Origin of the sequence: Pseudomonas sp. GV047 (genome assembly GCF_003058245.1) — a bacterium.
In the GTDB taxonomy this organism is placed as follows: Bacteria; Pseudomonadota; Gammaproteobacteria; order Pseudomonadales; family Pseudomonadaceae; genus Aquipseudomonas; species Aquipseudomonas marginalis.
Genome location: NZ_QCWA01000007.1, coordinates 280,705 through 299,768, shown reverse-complemented (window position 1 = coordinate 299,768; position 19,064 = coordinate 280,705). Strand labels below are relative to the sequence as shown.

18 protein-coding genes are annotated in these 19,064 nt (G+C 63.1%); 13 read left to right on the top strand and 5 right to left on the bottom strand.

The window, feature by feature from the left end; all coding sequences use genetic code 11:
* The first annotated feature begins 41 nt into the window (after window positions 1-41).
* Entirely contained in the window at window positions 42-1,061 is a 1,020-nt protein-coding gene (locus C8K58_RS20210; protein ID WP_027606184.1) for a branched-chain amino acid aminotransferase, read from the top strand.
* Between the two features lie 127 nt (window positions 1,062-1,188).
* Here C8K58_RS20210 and C8K58_RS20205 read toward each other — a convergent pair whose 3' ends face one another.
* A complete protein-coding gene (locus C8K58_RS20205; protein ID WP_108574193.1) occupies window positions 1,189-2,082 on the bottom strand; it encodes a GNAT family acetyltransferase in 894 nt (297 codons plus the stop codon).
* 285 nt (window positions 2,083-2,367) lie between these two features.
* On the opposite strand from C8K58_RS20205, the gene ctlX reads away from it, so the two are divergent.
* The 7 genes from ctlX (at window position 2,368) to C8K58_RS20170 (ending at window position 8,275) form a co-directional block, all read left to right on the top strand.
* Window positions 2,368-3,294 (top strand): citrulline utilization hydrolase CtlX, encoded by a 927-nt coding sequence (gene ctlX / locus C8K58_RS20200; protein WP_108574192.1) that lies wholly within the window; start codon window positions 2,368-2,370, stop codon window positions 3,292-3,294.
* Between the two features lie 11 nt (window positions 3,295-3,305).
* Complete coding sequence (locus tag C8K58_RS20195) at window positions 3,306-4,352, top strand: ornithine cyclodeaminase (RefSeq protein ID WP_108574191.1); 1,047 nt, start codon at window positions 3,306-3,308, stop codon at window positions 4,350-4,352.
* 257 nt (window positions 4,353-4,609) lie between these two features.
* Window positions 4,610-5,389, top strand: coding sequence for an ABC transporter substrate-binding protein (locus tag C8K58_RS20190; RefSeq protein ID WP_027606181.1), 780 nt, complete (start codon window positions 4,610-4,612; stop codon window positions 5,387-5,389).
* 137 nt (window positions 5,390-5,526) lie between these two features.
* A complete protein-coding gene (locus C8K58_RS20185; RefSeq protein ID WP_027606180.1) occupies window positions 5,527-6,228 on the top strand; it encodes an ABC transporter permease in 702 nt (233 codons plus the stop codon).
* The gene (locus C8K58_RS20180) at window positions 6,225-6,938 is read left to right on the top strand and encodes an ABC transporter permease (RefSeq protein ID WP_027606179.1); all 714 of its coding nucleotides are present in this window, start codon (window positions 6,225-6,227) and stop codon (window positions 6,936-6,938) included. The genes C8K58_RS20185 and C8K58_RS20180 overlap by 4 nt, the downstream gene beginning before the upstream one ends.
* 3 nt (window positions 6,939-6,941) lie before the next feature.
* A complete protein-coding gene (locus C8K58_RS20175) occupies window positions 6,942-7,772 on the top strand; it encodes an ABC transporter ATP-binding protein (RefSeq protein WP_256592536.1) in 831 nt (276 codons plus the stop codon).
* A gap of 5 nt (window positions 7,773-7,777) precedes the next feature.
* A complete protein-coding gene (locus C8K58_RS20170) occupies window positions 7,778-8,275 on the top strand; it encodes an Lrp/AsnC family transcriptional regulator (RefSeq protein WP_053138651.1) in 498 nt (165 codons plus the stop codon).
* A 136-nt stretch (window positions 8,276-8,411) separates the two neighbouring features.
* Here the strand turns inward: C8K58_RS20170 and C8K58_RS20165 are convergent, their stop codons facing one another.
* The 4 genes from C8K58_RS20165 to C8K58_RS20150 form a co-directional block, all read right to left on the bottom strand.
* On the bottom strand, window positions 8,412-9,245 hold the full coding sequence (locus C8K58_RS20165; protein WP_108574190.1) for a TIGR03915 family putative DNA repair protein: 834 nt from the start codon (window positions 9,243-9,245) through the stop codon (window positions 8,412-8,414).
* Window positions 9,242-10,462, bottom strand: a complete 1,221-nt coding sequence (locus tag C8K58_RS20160) for a putative DNA modification/repair radical SAM protein (RefSeq protein ID WP_027606175.1) — start codon at window positions 10,460-10,462, stop codon at window positions 9,242-9,244. Before C8K58_RS20160 ends, C8K58_RS20165 begins: the two co-directional genes overlap by 4 nt.
* Window positions 10,463-10,528: 66 nt before the next feature.
* The gene (locus tag C8K58_RS20155) at window positions 10,529-11,866 is read right to left on the bottom strand and encodes a lysine N(6)-hydroxylase/L-ornithine N(5)-oxygenase family protein (protein ID WP_108574189.1); all 1,338 of its coding nucleotides are present in this window, start codon (window positions 11,864-11,866) and stop codon (window positions 10,529-10,531) included.
* Between the two features lie 119 nt (window positions 11,867-11,985).
* Complete coding sequence (locus tag C8K58_RS20150) at window positions 11,986-12,534, bottom strand: sigma-70 family RNA polymerase sigma factor (RefSeq protein WP_223841646.1); 549 nt, start codon at window positions 12,532-12,534, stop codon at window positions 11,986-11,988.
* A 191-nt stretch (window positions 12,535-12,725) separates the two neighbouring features.
* Between C8K58_RS20150 and C8K58_RS20145 the strand changes: the two genes are divergently transcribed.
* The 5 genes from C8K58_RS20145 (at window position 12,726) to C8K58_RS20125 (ending at window position 19,007) form a co-directional block, all read left to right on the top strand.
* Entirely contained in the window at window positions 12,726-13,895 is a 1,170-nt protein-coding gene (locus tag C8K58_RS20145; RefSeq protein ID WP_098479103.1) for an efflux RND transporter periplasmic adaptor subunit, read from the top strand.
* A 1-nt stretch (window position 13,896) separates the two neighbouring features.
* Window positions 13,897-15,867: a MacB family efflux pump subunit gene (locus tag C8K58_RS20140; RefSeq protein ID WP_027606171.1), complete on the top strand. Its 1,971-nt coding sequence runs from the start codon at window positions 13,897-13,899 to the stop codon at window positions 15,865-15,867.
* A complete protein-coding gene (locus C8K58_RS20135) occupies window positions 15,860-17,272 on the top strand; it encodes an efflux transporter outer membrane subunit (protein ID WP_108574188.1) in 1,413 nt (470 codons plus the stop codon). The genes C8K58_RS20140 and C8K58_RS20135 overlap by 8 nt, the downstream gene beginning before the upstream one ends.
* A gap of 107 nt (window positions 17,273-17,379) precedes the next feature.
* Complete coding sequence (locus tag C8K58_RS20130) at window positions 17,380-18,129, top strand: alpha/beta fold hydrolase (RefSeq protein WP_108574187.1); 750 nt, start codon at window positions 17,380-17,382, stop codon at window positions 18,127-18,129.
* A gap of 107 nt (window positions 18,130-18,236) precedes the next feature.
* The gene (locus C8K58_RS20125) at window positions 18,237-19,007 is read left to right on the top strand and encodes a FadR/GntR family transcriptional regulator (RefSeq protein WP_027606168.1); all 771 of its coding nucleotides are present in this window, start codon (window positions 18,237-18,239) and stop codon (window positions 19,005-19,007) included.
* The last annotated feature ends 57 nt before the right edge of the window (window positions 19,008-19,064 follow it).

The following is a 19,064-nucleotide window of genomic DNA, read 5'->3' as shown; positions in this document are numbered from 1 at the left end:
CATTCAGAAAAAAACCGACTTGACCAAAGATAGAGGGTGTCATGGGTAACGAAAGCATCAATTGGGACAAGCTGGGTTTTGACTACATCAAGACCGACAAGCGGTTTCTCCAGGTCTGGAAAAACGGCGAATGGCAAACCGGCACCCTGACCGACGACAACGTGCTGCACATCAGCGAGGGCTCTACCGCCCTGCACTACGGCCAGCAGTGCTTCGAAGGCCTCAAGGCCTACCGCTGCAAGGACGGCTCGATCAACCTGTTCCGCCCGGACCAGAACGCCGCGCGCATGCAGCGCAGCTGCGCCCGCCTGCTGATGCCCCACGTCCCGACCGACGCGTTCATCGACGCGTGCAAGCAAGTGGTCAAGGCCAACGAGCGGTTCATCCCGCCGTACGGCAGCGGCGGCGCGCTGTACCTGCGCCCGTTCGTGATCGGCACCGGTGACAACATCGGCGTGCGCACCGCACCGGAGTTCATCTTCTCGGTGTTCTGCATCCCGGTCGGCGCCTACTTCAAGGGCGGCCTGGTGCCGCACAACTTCCAGATCTCCACCTTCGACCGCGCCGCGCCACAGGGCACCGGCGCGGCCAAGGTCGGTGGCAACTACGCCGCCAGCCTGATGCCGGGCTCGGAAGCGAAGAAATCCGGTTTCGCCGACGCGATCTACCTGGACCCGATGACCCACTCGAAAATCGAAGAAGTCGGCTCGGCCAACTTCTTCGGGATCACCCACGACAACAAGTTCATCACACCGAAATCACCTTCGGTGCTGCCAGGCATCACCCGCCTGTCGCTGATCGAACTGGCCCAGACCCGCCTGGGCCTGGAAGTGGTCGAAGGCGAGGTATTCATCGACAAGCTGGATCAGTTCAAGGAAGCCGGTGCCTGCGGGACTGCGGCAGTGATCTCGCCGATCGGCGGTATCCAGTACAACGGCCAGTTGCATGTGTTCCACAGCGAGACCGAAGTCGGCCCGATCACCCAGAAGCTCTACAAAGAGCTGACCGGCGTGCAGACCGGCGACGTCGAAGCGCCAGCGGGTTGGATCGTTAAGGTCTAACAGGCTCAACGCATATCCCATGTGGGAGGGGGCTTGCCCCCGATGGCAGTGGGTCAGTCAATGAATCTGTTGACTGATACACCGACATCGGGGGCAAGCCCCCTCCCACATTTGCTCTCCAGTGTCCTCAGGATTGAGCCGGGATATTCTCGGCAATCTTCTTGCCCATGCTGATCCTCGGCTCCACCCCATACCCCAGCGCCTCATAGAACCCCACCACCGCCTCATTGCCACCGGTGATCTGCAGGTTGATCTTCATGCAGCCCAGGGCCGTCAGGGCCTGTTCCGCATGCCGCACCAGCGAGGAACCGAGGCCATGACGCCGATAGCCAGGGTGCACGGCCACCGAGTACAACCAGCCGCGATGACCGTCGTAGCCGGCAAGCACCGTCCCGATGACAGTCTTTTTGTCCGTCGCCACAAAAAACAGCCCGTCATTGACCGCCAGTTTCTTATCGATCGCCAGGGTCGGCAGGTTATGCGCCGTGTCATACCCAAACGCCTCCTGCCATAACGCCACCACTTGCCCGCGGTGCTGGCGGTCGCGATACGGACCGATGGGATGGCGCGACAACAGCGCCTTTTCCATCACCAACGTGCGCTCATTGCCGTGGTAGACGTCGCGTACCGTGTGAAAACCCAGCCTGGTGTAGAACGGCTCGGCGGTCAGCGAAGACGGCACACTCAGCGTCGTCACCCCCGCTTCCCGCGCGCGCAGTTCGATTTCAATCATCAGCAACCGGCCAATGCCCTGCCCTTGCAGCGTAGGGTTGACGAACACCGAACGCACCACATTGGCATCCAGGGCCGCCGTGGCGACGATCACCCCGTCCTGGACCGCCACCAGCACCACACGGCGCTTGAGCAGGTCGAGCACCGCGTCCGGGGTGAAGTTGCTGGCCACCCGGGCAATCACATCCGCTGGATAGTCCCGCGCATTGCTGCTGTGCAAGGCCGCCAGGATGACCTGGCTGATCCCTTCGGTATCCTCGGATTGGGCAAGACGTACGACGGTAGACATGATTCCTCCTGGCTGACGGCGTTATTGTCGCCACTGTACCAATGTGGGAGGGGGCTTGCTCCCGATGGCGGTGTGCCAATTGATGGATGGAGTGACTGATATACCGCAATCGGGGGCAAGCCCCCCTCCCACATTTTGACCGCGCTCCAGCTCCAACAGCCGATTCGGCTGCCTCACCCCCCTTTTCAGCTTTCCCGGCTGAGCCGCCCCTGGGTTTCAGCCGGGATTCCCCTGCCACAGCGAACAAAATAGCCCCACTGCTCAACCCCATGGATTCGTGCCCCCATGCAAACCACCAACACCGTCCTGATGATTCGCCCGGCGCGCTTTGCCTTCAACCCGGATACCGCGATCAACAACCGTTTCCAACGCCCGCCCCTCGACCCGCGCAGTGCACAGCAGAAAGCGCTGGAAGAGTTCGACGGCTATGTCGACACCCTGCGCCGGCACGGCGTGGAAGTGCTGGTGGTGCAAGACACTCCGGCGCCCCACACACCCGACTCGATCTTCCCCAACAACTGGTGGAGCAGCCACGCCGACGGCAGCCTGGTGCTGTACCCGATGGAAGGCCAGAACCGACGACTGGAGCGCAACAAAGGCGTGCTGCAAGTGCTGGAGCAGCGCTTTGCGATCAAGGACACCATCGACCTCAGCCACCTCGAACAACAGAACATTTTCCTCGAAGGCACCGGCAGCATGGTCCTCGACCGCCAGCACCGCATCAGCTACGCCTGCCACTCCGGGCGCACCCACCACGACGCGTTGCGCCAGTTTGCCGAACGCCTCGACTACCGGCTCTGCGTCTTCCACGCCGTCGACCGCCACCACGCACCGATCTACCACAGCAACGTGATGATGAGCGTCGGCCGCGACCTTTCGGTGGTGTGCCTGCAAGCGTTGCCCGACGCCGACGAACGCCAGGCCCTGGAACGCTCGCTGCGCGACACCGGCAAAGACATCCTCGGCCTCGACTTCGACCAGCTCGAAGCCTTCGCCGGCAACATGCTCGAAGTCCACGACCGCGACGGCCAGCCGCTGCTGGTGATGTCTGCCAGTGCCTGGGGCGCGCTGCAACCGGCCCAGCGCCGGCATGTGGAGCGCCACACCCGGCCGGTGGTGGTGAACATCGACAATATCGAACGCATCGGCGGCGGCAGTGCCCGCTGCATGCTGGCAGAAGTGCACCTGCCCGCCCGTCCCTCATTTCAATAAGGAGTCTTGCCATGACCCGCTATATCGACGTCAACGACCTCAGCTATCTGGTTTCGCAAAAAGGCCTGCACACCTGCATCACCGAGATGGCCGAGTACATCCGCGCCGACTACCTGCGCTGGCAGGATTTTGAAAAATGCGCACGCCTGGCCAACCACTCGCCGGATGGCGTGATCGAGTTGATGCCGGTGTCCGACGCCTCGCTGTACGCCTTCAAGTACGTCAACGGCCACCCGAAGAACACCTTGGCCGGCATGCTCACCGTAATGGCCTTTGGTGCCCTCGGTGACGTCGACACCGGCAAACCGGTGCTGCTGGCGGAAATGACCCTGACCACTGCCATTCGTACCGCCGCCACGTCGGCCCTGGTGGCCCGCTACCTGGCCCGCGCCAACAGCCGCAGCATGGCGTTGATCGGCAACGGCTCCCAGAGCGAATTCCAGGCCCTGGCCTTCCACGCCATGCTCGGCATCAACGAGATCCGCCTGTTCGACATCGACGCCAGGGCCACCGCCAAGCTGGCAGCCAACCTCAAGGCGTTCCCGGCAATCAAGGTGATCCTGGCCGGCAGCGTGGCCGAAGCGGTCAAGGGCGCGGACATCGTCACCACCGTCACCGCCGACAAGGCCTACGCGACCATCCTCACCGACGACATGATCGAGCCCGGCATGCACCTCAACGCCGTGGGCGGCGACTGCCCAGGCAAGACCGAGCTGGACCGCCGCATCGTCGAGCGCGCCCGTGTGATCGTCGAGTACGAACCGCAAAGCCGCATCGAAGGTGAAATCCAGCACATGCCGGAAGACTCGCCGGTGACCGAGTTGTGGCAGGTCATCAACGGCCAGGTCGCCGGCCGCGAGCATGAGCGCCAGATCACCCTGTTCGACTCGGTGGGCTTTGCAATCGAAGACTACTCGGCCCTGCGCTATGTGCTGGACGTGGCCAAGGCCCTGGATGTCGGCAGCGAACTGGAACTGGTGCCGGACCTGGCCGACCCCAAGGACTTGTTCGCGCGCCTGGCCCAACAGCCTCGAGCACAGCATAAAAAGCGCGCCTGAGACCGCTCTGGCCTGCCCCTTTGCGCCATGGGCAGGTCGGATTTCCAGGGCTGAAAAGCCGATTCAGCGGGTGCCACAGCCGATTCCGCTGCATTGCGTGTTTTAACAGCGCAATTTGCGCTTTGAGCACCGGGTAAACGACACAAAAAACGCACCATCATGAAGCATTCTGAGCCCGACCAAAGAGTCACCGAATGCATGCACGCTGCACCCTTTCTACTGCCCTGACATCAATTACAAAATATAGGGACTGACACATGACTCCACTGCGATCACTCTTCGCTGCGTTGCTGTTGCCACTGTGCGCCAGCGCCGCCCACGCCCAGGATTGGAAAGAAATCCGCTTCGGCGTATTCCCCGAGTACCCCCCGTTTGAATCCGTGGCCGCCGACGGTAGCCTGCAAGGCTTCGATATCGAATTGGGCAACGCCATCTGCGCCAAGCTCGAGGTCAAATGCACCTGGGTGCACAACGAATTCGACGGCATGATCCCGGCCCTGCGCGCGCGCAAGTTCGACGCGATCATGTCGTCCATGGCCGTGACCCCGGCGCGCGAGAAAGTCATCGACTTCACCGACCGCCTGTTCCTCAGCCCCACGTCGGTGATCACGCGCAAAAACGCCGACTTCGGCGACACCCCGGAATCGTTGAAAGGCAAACAGGTCGGCGTGCTGCAAGGTTCGTTGCAGGAAGCCTATGCCCGCGCGCACCTGGCCAGGCTGGGCGCGCAGATCAAGGCGTACCAGTCCCAGGAACAGAACTACGCCGACCTGCAGAACGGCCGTCTCGACGCCACCCTGACCGACAAGCTCGAAGCCCAGCTCAACTTCCTGTCCAAGCCTGAAGGCGCCGACTTCAAGACCGGCCCGGCCTTCAAGGACCCGACCCTGCCCCTGGACATCGCCATGGGCCTGCGCAAGAACGACCAGGACTTGCGTGCGCTGATCAACAAAGGCATCGCCGCCGTCCAGGCCGATGGCACCTACGCACAGATCCAGAAGAAATACTTCGGCGATCAAGACATCTACAACGAATAAGCCAACACAATCCCTTGTGGGAAGGGGCTTGCTCCCGATAGCGATGGGTCAGTCAATACAGGTGTCGACTGGCACGCCCTCATCGGGAGCAAGCCCCCTCCCACAGGGGTATGTCTGCGCCCTTTAGAGATCTCCCCATGAACGAACTCCTCAACCTGCAAGGCTACGGCCCGATGCTCGCCCAGGGTGCCTGGATGACGGTCAAGCTGGCGCTCCTGGCGCTGGCCCTGAGCCTCGCCCTGGGCCTGATCGCCGCCGGCGCCAAACTGTCCAGCGCCCAATGGCTGCGGGTGCCGGCCACGCTGTACACCACGCTGATCCGCAGCGTGCCGGACCTGGTGCTGATCCTGCTGATTTTCTACAGCCTGCAACTGTGGCTCAACGACCTGAGCGAAGTGTTCGGCTGGGACTACTTTGAAATCGACCCGTTTACCGCGGGGGTCATCACCCTGGGGTTTATCTACGGCGCGTATTTCACCGAGAACTTTCGCGGTGCGATCCTCAGTGTGCCGGTCGGCCAACTCGAAGCCGCCACCGCCTACGGCCTGAGCCGCTGGCAGCGTTTTCACCTGGTGCTGTTCCCGCAGTTGATGCGCTTTGCCCTGCCGGGCCTGGGCAATAACTGGCTGGTGCTGCTCAAGTCCACGGCGCTGGTGTCGATCATCGGCCTGTCGGACCTGGTCAAGGCCGCGCAGAACGCCGGCAAGACCACCAACGAGCCGTTGTACTTCCTGATCCTCGCAGGCCTGGTGTACCTGGTGATCACCACCCTCTCCAACCGCATCTTCAAGCGCCTCGAACGGCGCTATAACCTCGGCATCAAGGGGATGGCGCGATGATCGAACTGTTCCAGCAATACGGCGTGGCCTACCTGTTCAGCGATGGCACCGGGTTGTCCGGCGTTGCCATGACCTTGTGGCTGTTCATTATCTCGGTGGTGCTGGGGTTTTTCCTCTCGATCCCGCTGGCGCTGGCGCGCGTGTCGGCGCACTTCTGGCTGCGCTGGCCGGTGGAGGTCTACACCTATCTGTTTCGCGGCACGCCGCTGTATATCCAATTGCTGATTTGCTACACCGGGCTGTACAGCCTGGAGGTGGTGCAGGACAACGCCCTGCTCAACCAGTTTTTCCGCAATGCCCTCAACTGCACCCTGCTGGCCTTTGTGCTCAACACCTGCGCCTACACCGTGGAAATCTTCGCCGGGGCGATCCGCAACATTCCCCACGGCGAACTCGAAGCGGCCCGCGCCTATGGCCTGCACGGCTGGCGCCTCAACCTGTTTGTGGTGGTGCCTGCCGCACTGCGCCGGGCACTGCCGGCCTACAGCAATGAAATGATCCTGATGCTGCACGCCACGTCGCTGGCGTTTACCGCCACCGTCGCCGACATCCTAAAGGTGGCGCGCGATGCCAATGCCGAGACGTTCCTGACGTTCCAGGCCTTCGGCATCGCCGCCCTGCTCTACATGCTGCTGTCCTTTGCACTGGTGGGCCTGTTCCGACTGGCCGAACGTCGCTGGATGCGTTTTCTTGTTCCTACCCGAGGCTAACCCATGAATCAGTCCGCGCAGGCCCTGGCCACTTATCCTGTCGATGTACCCGTTACCCAGGCGGCAACTGCTGCCGTCAAGCTGCAGGTCGAGGGCATCCATAAACGCTACGGCGAACACGAAGTGCTCAAGGGTGTGTCCCTCAACGCACGCCACGGCGACGTGATCAGCCTGATCGGCGCCAGCGGCTCGGGCAAAAGCACCCTGTTGCGCTGCATCAACTTTCTCGAACAGCCGGACGCCGGTGTCATCACCCTGGACGGCATCAGCATCGAAATGCGCCAGGGCCGCGCCGGCGCCCGCGCGCCACACCAGGAACAATTGCAGAACCTGCGCACGCGCCTGGCCATGGTGTTCCAGCACTTCAACCTGTGGAGCCACATGACCGTGCTGGAAAACATCACCATGGCCCCACGCCGGGTGTTGGGGGTAAGTGCCGCCGAAGCCGAAAAACGCGCGCGCATGTACCTCGACAAGGTCGGCCTGCCGGGCCGCGTGGCCGATCAGTACCCGGCGTTCCTGTCCGGTGGCCAGCAACAGCGCGTGGCCATCGCGCGGGCCCTGGCGATGGAGCCGGAAATCATTCTGTTCGATGAACCCACCTCCGCCCTCGACCCCGAACTTGTAGGAGAAGTCCTCAAAGTCATACAGACGTTAGCTGAGGAAGGTCGTACCATGCTGATGGTCACCCACGAAATGGGCTTTGCCCGCCAGGTGTCCAGCCAAGTGCTGTTCCTGCATCAAGGCCGAGTCGAGGAACAAGGCGGCGCCGAGATCCTCGACCACCCCAACAGCGAGCGCTTGCAGCAATTTCTTTCCAACCGTTTGAAGTGAAACCCATGGATACCAAGGCCAACGGACCCCATACCTCCCCTGCGCTGGATCGCATCGATGAGGCGATCATCGAAGTGCTGCGCCACCAGGGGCGTATCACCTATGAAAAGCTCTCGTCACTGGTGCACCTCACCCCCAGGCCCTGCCTGGAGCGGGTGCGCAAGCTGGAGCGACGCGGGGTGATTCGCGGGTACGGCGCGATCATCGATGTGCAGATGGTCTCGCCCGGGCTGTCGCTGCTGGTGCTGGTGGCCTTGTCCAACCAGAGCGGGCGCTCGGCGCAAAAGGCCTTCGAAGCCTGTATGAAGGCCTGCCCCCAGGTGTTCGAATGCCAGCTGATCAGCGGGCCGTTCGACTACAGCCTGCGCATGCGTTGCCGGGACATGGAGCACTACCGGGTGGTATCGGAAATCTGGCTGAACAATGATGAGCTGCACATCGATAAGTTGGTGGCGCATCCGGAGTTGGCGGTGGTGAAAAATACCGCCATCGAACTGGCCTGAGCCCCACTCGCCAAGCCAATGAGGTCGAATGTGGGAGGGGGCTTGCTCCCGATAGCAGTGTGTCAGTCAGCTCATCTTTCACTGACCCACCGCTATCGGGAGCAAGTCGAATCGTCGCACCGCCCCTCCCACATTTTTAACCATGCCCGCTTAAGATTTTCTTACCTTGGCGCGCCCCCACCAGCTTCGCCTGCCCATCCTTCTGCTTCCCCGTACGCGCCTCGCTGATCAACCCCGGGATCAACCTGCCCTCCGGCAGATTCTTCCAGAACCGACTCGGCAAGTGCCCCTCCATCACCTTGGGGTTCAATCGCGCCGGGTTGAAAATGTGGCTGTAGTACGTCAGCCACATCGCACTGTGGGGATCCTCGACGTTCTGCGCCAGCTGCTGCCAGGCCTCGGGGCATTGGCGTTGATGAATCAGCTGTTCGCCATCGTAATAAACCCCGTCCAACGGCGTGGCTATCATCCAGCGCTGGCGCCCCATGCGCCCGACAAAATGCTGGCTGGCCGATTTGAGGATGTCATGGGCCGGTTCATGCCAGGCCACGTACTCCGGCAACTCGGGCCCTGCTTCTGCCGGCAGGGCGATAAAGCGCACAAACGCATGCAGGTGATGGGCCTCACGACTCACCTGCTTGATGCGTCGCTGCAATTCAGTGCCGAGTTTATCCCCTGCCAGCATCGCGGTGCGGTCGCCATGGCTGACGCGCCAGAGCACTTCGTACAACAGGCTCCAACGCTGGTCGCCTTGGTAACAGGCGGCTGACGCCAACAGCTCCAGCAGCGCCTTGGGAATACGCGCCTGGAACGGCCCCAAGCCCGCGGGGATCGGCTCATCGGTGGCAAACAGGTCCGCCGCCTGCACCTCGCCCCAGCTGACCTGGCTGGGGTCGACCTGATGGCTGAGCAGCCAGCGCGCCTGTTCGCGCCAGGTGCTGAAGAGGTTGTCGCATTCCAGGCTGATCATCCCCACAGCCCCATCTGCTGCGGCTGCGGGCGGTCACGCAGTTGTTCGCGCAGCAGCACGCTGGTGCTGTCCGCCTGTTGCGGGTGGTAGTCACTGGTGATGAAGAATGGCTTGGCCTTGGCCAGTACACAGCGCATGCGGGCCAGGTCTTCAAAGCGGATCTTGCGTTCGCGGCGCAGGTCCACCAGGCGCTGGGTGGTGCGCAGGCCGATGCCCGGGATGCGGGCGATCAAGGTCGGCTCGGCACGATTCAGGTCCAGGGGGAATACCTCGCGGTGCTCCAGGGCCCAGGCCAGCTTGGGGTCGATGTCCAGGGCCAGGTGGCCGGGGCCTTCGAACAATTCGTTGGCACTGAAGCCGTAGCTGCGCAGCAGGAAATCCGCCTGGTACAAGCGATGCTCGCGCATCAACGGCGGCGCGGCCAGGGGCACGCTTTTCGGGCTGTTGGGGATGGGGCTGAAGGCCGAGTAATACACGCGGCGCAGCTTGAAGTTGCCATACAGCGCCTCGGCACTGTGGAGGATGGTGCTGTCGTCGGTCTCGTCGGCGCCGACGATCATCTGGGTACTCTGCCCGGCCGGGGCGAAACGCGGTGCACGGGGTTCGTTCAGGACCGTCTGCTCGCCGGTGTAGATGGTCTGCATGGCCTGCTTGATCGAGACGATCTGCTTTTCCGGCGCCAGGGTTTGCAGGCTGGCATCGGTGGGCAGTTCGATATTCACGCTGAGGCGATCGGCGTAGCGCCCGGCCTCGGCAATCAGCGCCGGGTCGGCCTCGGGGATGGTCTTGAGGTGGATGTAACCGCGAAAGTCATGCTCTTCGCGCAGCAGTTTGGCCACCCGCACCAATTGCTCCATGGTGTAGTCGGCCGAACGAATGATGCCGGAGCTGAGGAACAGCCCGCTGACGCAGTTGCGCTTGTAGAAATCCAGGGTCAGGGTGACCACCTCCTCCGGGCTGAAGCGTGCACGGGGCACGTCGCTGGAGCGGCGGTTGACGCAGTATTGGCAGTCGTAGAGGCAGAAGTTGGTGAGCAACACCTTGAGCAAGGATACGCAGCGACCGTCCGGCGTGTAGCTGTGGCAGATGCCCATGCCATCGGTGGAGCCCAGCCCTGCCTTGCCTTCCGAACTGCGCTTGGGCGCGCCGCTGCTGGCGCAGGAGGCGTCGTACTTGGCGGCGTCGGCGAGGATGCTGAGTTTTTCGATCAACTGCATGGAGGCTTACCGATACTGGTTTTTTGTACAGTATCAGCCAGCCCCCCGTGTCACAAGTGCAGCCTGTCAGCTGGCGGTGGCTAGGAGCAGATCCTGCACCGAACGCCCCTTGCCACGGCTACGGTCATTTTCAAACAGCGACGCCGCAATCTCATCCGCGCGAATCGGCAGTACCGACAGCAACGTATCGCTCAAGCCATGGCTGGCCTGGCTGAAGCCCTGGATGTAGATGCCGGCCTTGCAGCGCTCGTCGGTGACGATGCGGTAGTCGCGCGCCACTTCAAAATCACCCAGATACTCCTCCAGCGGCGCCAGCAATGCGCGGTGGGTCTCGCGCTCGTAGCCGGTGGCGAGGATCACCGCGTCGTAATGGTTGACGCTGGTTTCGCCGCTGGCGTTGTTGCGCAGGGCCAGTTCGATGCCCAGGGGGCCGGGGGTGGCCTTCTCGACCACGGTCATGGTGCGGAAGGCCTGGCGGGCGATGCCGGAGACTTTCTGGCGGTAGAAAATCCCGTAGATGCGCTCGATCAGGTCGAGGTCGACCACCGAATAGTTGGTGTTCTGGTACTCGGCGACCAGGCGCTCGCGCTCGGCACCGACTTGCTGGAACACCAGGTCGGTGAAGGCCGGCGAGAACACTTCGTTGACGAACGGGCTGTCATCGGCAGGCTTGAGTGCCGAACCGCGCAGGATCATGTCGACCTGTACCGATGGGAAGCTGTCGTTCAGGTCGATAAAGGCTTCGGCCGCGCTCTGGCCACCACCGATGATTGCGATGCGCATCGCCTTGCCGTCCACGCAAGGCTGGGTGGCCATGCGCTCCAGGTACTGGGAATGGTGGAACACCCGGCTGTCGCCCTTGAGGGCCTTGAAAGTTTCGGGAATGCGCGGCGTGCCGCCGGCGCTGACCACCACCGAACGGGTGGTGCGCACATGCTGCTCGCCCAGGGCGTCGCGGGAGATCACGCGCAATGCCTCGACCTGTTGCTGGTGCAGGATCGGCTCGATGGCCAGTACTTCCTCGCCGTAGCGGGCCTGGGCCTGGAACTGCCCCGCGACCCAGCGCAGGTAGTCGTTGAACTCCATGCGGCACGGGTAGAAGGTGCCCAGGTTGATGAAGTCCACCAGCCGGCCGTGGGTTTTCAGGTAATTGACGAAGGAGTACGGGCTGGTGGGGTTGCGCAGGGTCACCAGGTCCTTGAGGAACGAAATCTGCAATTCGCTCTGGGTCACCAGGGTATTGCCGTGCCAGCGGTAGTCGGCCTGTTTGTCGAGAAACAGTACGTCAAGTTTGCCCTGGGCCTTTTCGCGCTCCTGCAGGGCGATGGCCAGCGCCAGGTTCGAAGGGCCGAAACCGATACCGATCAGGTCGTGAACCGCGGGCGAAGCAATTGCCTGTGTCATTCCAGTGTCCTCTGGATAAGCCCCTTGGCGGTGGGGCGGGAATACCTTCGAGACCTGCACAACAGGTCATGTGTTGATAGGAAACGAGGACAGTGAAAAAAAATTTAACCGAACAGTGATCAGTGCGCGTCCCACTCGCGCATCCGCACCCGGCAGTGCTTCATGGCGTTGACGATGTGTTTTTCCACCAGAGCGCGGGAAATACCCAGGCGCTCGGCGATTTGCAGGTGGCTCAGACCCTCGAGTTTGCGCAGCAGGAAGCTGTCACGACAGGCCGCCGGCAGCTCGGCCAGGGCGCGTTCGAGCAAGGCCAGGCGTTGGCCGTAGTCGTGGGTGGCATGGGGCGAACAGGCGGCAAAGCGCTCCTCGCTGTCGAGCACCTCCAGGGGTTCGACCTGGCGCAGGGCATTGCGCCGGTGGCCGTCGATCACCAGGTTCAGCGCGGTGCGATACAAAAAGGCACGCGGCTGTTCGATGGGCGTCTCGCTGGAACGTTCCAGCACCCGGACATAAGCGTCATGCACCACATCCTCGGCCACCTGACGGTTGCCCAGCTTGGCGTTGAGGAAACACACCAGCTCGCGATAGTAGTTTTCCAACATGACTCCCGGCCGCCGGGTGGCGGCATCAGATCCTTGAGTGCGAAAAAAGACGGCGTATTCAGTAATGGCAGTTTGGGTAGGTGCAATTTATAGTAATTCTCATCTACTTTTAAACAAGACTTGCACCTACAGGCCGTTTTTTTTCTCCACAAGACCTGTAACCACTTATGTAACAGCCTAAATCCTCGGGCAATTCTCTCGTTTAACTGTCAGCTCTGCGCAACTGCGCTCCGAACTTTCCCGGCTGGAACCTAAGCATGAAACGCCCTCGACCTGCCCGACGCGCCTTGCTCGCTATCGCGTGCCTGATTCCCATCATCGCCGTGGCCGCCTGGCAGGTGTTGCCGCCGGGGCGTGACAACCTGACCACCGTCACCGTCACCCGCGGCACTATTGAAAACAGCGTCACGGCCCTGGGCACCCTGCAACCGCGCCGGTATGTCGACGTGGGCGCCCAGGCGTCCGGGCAGATTCGCAAGATCCACGTTGAAGCCGGCGACCAGGTGCAGGAAGGCCAATTGCTGGTGGAGATCGACCCCTCGACGCAAAAAGCCAAGCTCGACGCCAGCCGCTACGCCATCGAAAACCTCAAGGCCCAGTTGCAGGAGCAAAAGGCCCAGCACGCCCTCGCCCGCCAGAAGTACCAGCGCCAGCAGCGCCTGGCCGCCGGCAACGCCACCCGCGAGGAAGACGTGCAAACCGCCAAGGCCGAACTGAGCGCCACCCAGGCCCGGATGGACATGTTCCAGGCGCAGATTCTCCAGGCCCAGGCCAGCCTGCGCAGCGATGAAGCGGAACTGGGCTATACGCGCATCTACGCACCGATGACCGGCACCGTGGTCGCGGTGGACGCGCGGGTCGGCCAGACCCTCAATGCCCAGCAGCAGACGCCGCTGATCCTGCGGATCGCCAAGTTGTCGCCGATGACCGTGTGGGCGGAAGTCTCGGAAGCCGACATCGGCCACGTCAAACCGGGCATGACCGCCTACTTCACCACCCTCAGCGGCGGCAACCGGCGCTGGACCAGTACCGTGCGGCAGATCCTGCCGATCCCGCCCAAGCCGCTGAATGAAACCCAGGGCAGCGGCAGCCCCAACAGTTCCAGCAAGAGCGGCAGCGGGCGCGTGGTGCTGTACACCGTGCTGCTGGATGTGGACAACAGCGACAACGCGTTGATGGCCGAAATGACCGCCCAGGTATTTTTCGTCGCCAGCCAGGTCAAGGATGTCCTCACCGCACCGGTGGCCGCACTGCTGGGCACCTCCAGTGCCGACAAGCAGATCGCCCGCGTGGTCGCCACCAACGGCCGCATCGAAGAACGTGAAGTCCGCCTGGGTATCAGCGATCGCCTGCGGGTCGAAGTGCTCGACGGCCTGCACGAAGGCGATCACCTGCTGATCGGCCCGGCCGACGGCAACGGGGGTTGAGGTGACCACGCCCCTGATCGAACTCAAGAACATCCGCAAATCCTACGGCGGTGGCGACAGCCCGCAGGTCGACGTGTTGCGCGGCATCGACCTGTCGATCCATGCCGGGGAATTCGTCGCCATCGTCGGGGCTTCCGGTTCCGGCAAGTCCACGTTGATGAATATCCTCGGTTGCCTCGACCGCCCAAGCCTGGGCGAGTACCTGTTCGCGGGGGAAAACGTCGCCCACCTGGACAGCGACGAATTGGCCTGGCTGCGCCGCGAGGCCTTTGGCTTCGTGTTCCAGGGCTACCATTTGATCCCCTCGGGCTCGGCCCAGGAGAACGTCGAGATGCCGGCGATCTACGCCGGCATCAGCGCCGCCGAACGCCATGCCCGCGCCCACGCCCTGCTCACGCGCCTCGGCCTGGCCGAGCGCACCGGCAACCGTCCGCACCAGCTGTCCGGCGGCCAGCAACAGCGTGTCTCGATCGCTCGGGCGCTGATGAACGGCGGCCACATCATCCTTGCCGATGAACCCACCGGCGCCCTCGACAGCCACAGCGGCGCCGAGGTGATGAGCCTGCTGGACGAACTGGCCAGCCAGGGCCATGTGGTGATCCTGATCACCCACGACCGCGAAGTGGCGGCGCGGGCCAACCGCATCATCGAGATTCGCGATGGCCTGATCATCAGTGACTCGGCCGATGACAACGCCGCGCCCCCACCCGCCACCCGCGGCGCGCTGCAAGCCGTGGACCTGCGCCAGCGCCTGGCCGACGGCGCCGAACACAATGGCGCGTGGAAAGCCGAATTGCTGGACGCGGTCCAGGCCGCCTGGCGGGTGATGTGGATCAACCGTTTTCGCACCGCGCTGACCCTGCTGGGGATCATCATCGGCGTGGCCTCGGTGGTGGTGATGCTGGCCGTGGGCGAAGGCAGCAAACGCCAGGTCATGGCGCAGATGGGCGCGTTCGGCTCCAACATCCTCTACCTCAGCGGCTCATCGCCCAACCCGCGCACGCCGCTGGGTATCGTTACCCTCAACGACGTCGCGGCGCTGGCGGCGCTGCCCCAGATCAAGCGCATCATGCCGGTCAACGGCACCGAAGCCGGCGTGCGCTATGGCAACGTCGACTACATGGCCTATGTGGGCGGCAATGACACCAATTTCCCGGACATTTTCAATTGGCCGGTGGTCGAGGGCAGTTACTTCACGCCGGCCGACGAGCGTGCGGCTGCCACCGTGGCCGTGATCGGTCATCGCGTGCGGGAAAAGCTGTTCAAGGGAGAGGTCGACCCCATCGGGCAATACATCCTGATCGAAAACGTACCGTTCCAGGTGATCGGCGTGCTGGCGGAGAAAGGCGCCAGCTCCGGCAACAAAGACAGTGATGACCGTATCGCCATCCCCTACTCCGCCGCCAGCGTGCGCCTGTTCGGCAGCTACAACCCCGAATACGTGGTGATTGCCGCCGCCGATGCGCGCAAGGTCCACGAGGCCGAAGTGGCCATCGATCAGTTGATGCAAAAGCTGCACAACGGCAAGCGCGACTACGAGTTGACCAACAACGCGGCGATGATCCAGGCCGAGGCGCGCACCCAGAACACCCTGTCGTTGATGCTCGGTTCGATTGCCGCGATTTCCCTGCTGGTGGGCGGCATTGGCGTGATGAACATCATGCTGATGACCGTGCGCGAACGCACCCGCGAGATCGGCATCCGCATGGCCACCGGCGCGCGCCAGCGCGACATCCTGCGCCAGTTCCTGACCGAGGCGGTGATGCTGTCGGTGGTCGGCGGCCTGTGCGGCATTGCCCTGGCCCTGCTGGTGGGTGGCGTGCTGGTGCTGGCCAAGGTGGCGGTGCAGTTTTCCCTGGTGGCGGTGCTTGGCGCATTCGGTTGCGCACTGGTCACCGGCGTCGTATTCGGCTTCATGCCGGCCCGTAAAGCTGCCCGGCTCGATCCGGTTAAGGCGTTGACCAGTGAATAAACGATCCATTCCCCCGTACCTGCCCGCACTTGGCCTGTGCCTGCTGCTCACGGCCTGCGCCGGTGACCCGCCCGCCGTGGACAGCGCTATTGCGCCGCCGGCTGCCTGGCAGTTTGCCGAACGCGACGCCGCCCGGGCCACCAACCAGCGCTGGTGGACGCAGTTCGGCAGCCCCCAGCTGGACCGCCTGGTCGACCAGGCCCGGCGTGACAGCTTCGACGTGGCCGCCGCCATGGCCCGCGTGCGCCAGGCCCAGGCCACGGCGGTGATTGCCGGGGCGCCACTGTTGCCCGAGGTGAAGTTCAACCTTGCCGCCAGCCACCAGAAGTTGTTGCACGGCGCGGGCGGGCCGGACCTTGACGCCTCACAAAGCGATGACGCCGTCGATAATTTCGGCGCCAACTTCACCGCCAGCTACGAAGTGGATTTCTGGGGTGGCCGCGCCGCTGCCCGTGACAGTGCCCTGCACAGCCTGCGCGCCAGCGAGTTCGACCAGGCGACCGTGGAGCTGACCTTGCTCAGCAACGTCGCCGACCGCTACGCGCAAACCCTCGCGGCGCGCGAGCGCCAGCAGATCGCCGAGTTGAACCTGGCCAATGCGCGTAACGTCCTCGAGCTGGTGCAGACCCGTTACGACGCAGGCTCCGCCACGGCCCTGGAACTGGCCCAGCAGAAAAGCCTGGTGGCCAGCCAGCAACGCCAGCTGCCGTTGATTCAACAACTGGCCGAAGAATCCCAGATCACCCTGGCCGCCCTCCTCGGCCAACCGGTCCAGGCCCTGGACCTGGGCGCCGAACCCTTCCAGGACCTGACCTGGCCAGCCATCGGCGCCGGCCTGCCCAGCCAGTTGCTCAGCCGCCGGCCGGACATTGCCAAGGCCGAGGCCGAACTGGCGGCGGCCCAGGCGGACGTCACCGTGGCCCGCGCCGCCATGCTGCCGGCCCTGACCCTCGGCGCCACACTCGGCTCCGATGCCTACAAGGCCGTGGACGTCCTGCGCAGCCCCTACTACACGCTGACGGCCGGCCTGGTCGGGCCGATCTTCAACAACGGCCGTTTAAGCGCCGAGCGCGACAAGGCCCGCGCGCGCCAGGATGAGCTGTTGCAAACCTACCGCGGCGCGATCATCAACGGTTTTGCCGATGTGGAAAAAGCCCTCAGCAGCATCACGCGCCTGGACCAGCAGCGCCACTGGCAAACGGAAGAACTGCAACAGGCCCAAACCGCCTTCCGGATCGCCGAAAGCCGCTACCAGGCGGGTGCCGAGGACTTGCTGACGGTACTGGAAACCCAGCGCACCCTGTATGCCGCCCAGGACTTGAACGTGCAATTGCGACTGTCACGCCTGCAGGCCAGCATTGCGCTGTACAAGGCATTGGGCGGCGGTTGGAAAACCAGCATCTGATAAACGAAACTCCAGTTTCGTACATAAGTCGTCTACCGCCCCTACATTCTTCGACTCAGGTTCCTTGGTAAAAAATGCCGCTATCACACGGCTGCCAGGGAACACTGATGAATGTTGCAAAATACCTCGCGTGCGGCTGTCTCTGGTTGATGGCAAACCTTGGCCAGGCAGAGCCACTGATCAAACCCACCGCCATTGATTGGCTGCTCGATTGCCCCCTCCCCACCACCGAACGGCTTGACCCCGAGGTGCTGTCGCGCACCCAGTGCGGCATCATCACCGTCCCGCGCAACCATGCCGCCCCCTGGCAAGGCCACCAGCGCCTCTACCTGACCCGTGTCGGCGCCCGCGATCCCCTGAACCGCAAAGGCGTGGTCTTCACCCAGGCCGGCGACACCGCGCAAAAAAACTACGGAAGCACCTTCGCCATTCACCTCGCCAGCCGCTGGGACACGTATTCCACACAAGCCTATCGCACGCTGCTCAACCGCTACGACATGATCGAACTCAGCCCCCGCGACCTCACTCAGGAGCATGGCGTCGAACAGGCCGTACGGGATATGGAGTACGTACGCGCCCAGTTGGGCGACGCCCAACTGCATTACCTGGGGGACACCCTCGCCACGCGCCTGGGCAGCCGCTATGCCGCAGTGTTTCCCGAGCGCGTCGCACGCATGGTGCTGGTCAACGCCGAACACACCATGGCGGGTAGGCTTGGGGTCGAACAACTGCGCCTCAAGGAGCCCGCCAAACCGGACGCCGGCGGCTGTATCAACCGATGGGTGGGTGACTTCCTCGCCTATGGCAAACAGCCGCCACCGTCGACTCGCTGCCTTGACGTGGCAGGCAGGCAGTAGCGCGTCGTTTACGACCTGTTGCCGCCGAAAACGACACCCTGCGTTGACGCTCCGTCACAATCGTTATTAAGTGCTATTTATCCGCATTAATACGATAAATCGAACCCATGCTGACTCGCCCGCTACGCCGCAAACGCCAGAAGCTGTCCGACGTGATTGTCGAGTCGGTCAAGCGCTCCATCGTCACCGACGCCTTGAAGCCCGGCGACCGCCTGCCCACCGAGCGTGAGCTGATGGAAAGCTTCCAGTGCTCCAAGGGCTCGGCCCGTGAAGCGCTCAAGGCCCTGGAGGTCGAGGGGCTGGTGAGTACGCGCACCGGCCCCAGCGGCGGTGCCTACCTGAACCAGGCCGGCACGGAGCCCGCCAGCCGCGCGCTGCGTAACTACCTGCACTTCCAGCACCTGGACGGCGAGCAGGTGTACCAGTTGCGCAAGGTCATCGAAGTGGAACTGGCGGTGTCGGTGCTCGGGCGCCTGAGTGAGGACGACTACCGGGCATTGCAGGACAACGTGGATTTCTGCAGCGCCCCCGAAGACAGCGAAGCCGGCCAGCGCGAGCAACGCCTGGCGGAACTGGAGTTCCACAACCTGCTGGCCAAGGCCTGCCCCAACCCGTTGCTGAGCTTTATGGCGCAATTTCTCAACGACCTGCTGCGCGACCTGGTGGTACTGAAAAAAGCCTACAAGCCCAAGCGCAAGCAGTTCGACGCGGCCAACCTCGACTATCACAAGCAACTGCTGAACGCCTTTCGCGCCGGGGATGAAGGCGCGGTACGCAGCCTGATGCATGAACATATGTGCGACGCCGAACACCATATGACCGCGCTGGAAGGCCAGGTCAGCCCGCACTTTCTACTGGAGTTCGACCACAACCACTGAAAACACCCCGCCCACAGTTGACTGCATTCACTGCGTTACCCCAATAACAGGCCTGCC